1 protein-coding gene is annotated in these 422 nt (G+C 66.6%); it reads right to left on the bottom strand.

Annotated features, from left to right (window positions below; all coding sequences use genetic code 11):
* The coding region (locus I6F38_RS43485) for an NAD-glutamate dehydrogenase domain-containing protein (protein WP_225164725.1) at positions 1 to 422 on the bottom strand (422 nt) is incomplete at both ends.

Raw genomic sequence — 422 nt, 5'->3', positions numbered from 1 at the left:
GTCGGAGAACGTGGCCGTGCCCTTGTCGGCGGCAACGACCAGGTACGGGTCGTCTTCGTCATAGCGCACGACATCGCGCGGCGGCACGACGCGGCCGTCGACGTAGTTGTCGGTCAGGTCGAGCAGCCCGCGCAAGAAGGTCTGGTAGCACGCCACGCCCTCGGCCAGATACGCATCGCGGTCGGTGGCCGGAGGCGGTTGTTTGACGACAAAGCCCCCCTTGGAACCCACCGGCACAATCACCGTGTTCTTGACCATCTGCGCCTTGACCAGGCCCAGCACCTCGGTGCGGAAATCCTCGCGCCGGTCAGACCAGCGCAAGCCGCCGCGCGCGACTTTGCCGCCGCGCAGGTGCACGCCTTCCACGCGCGGTGAATATACCCAGATTTCGAACATCGGCTTTGGCTCGGGCAGGCCGGGCA

The organism is Bradyrhizobium sp. BRP56 (assembly GCF_020194035.1).
Classification (GTDB): domain Bacteria; phylum Pseudomonadota; class Alphaproteobacteria; order Rhizobiales; family Xanthobacteraceae; genus Bradyrhizobium; species Bradyrhizobium australafricanum.
Note: the sequence above shows the minus strand (reverse complement) of the source record. Positions and strands in the feature narration are given on the sequence as shown.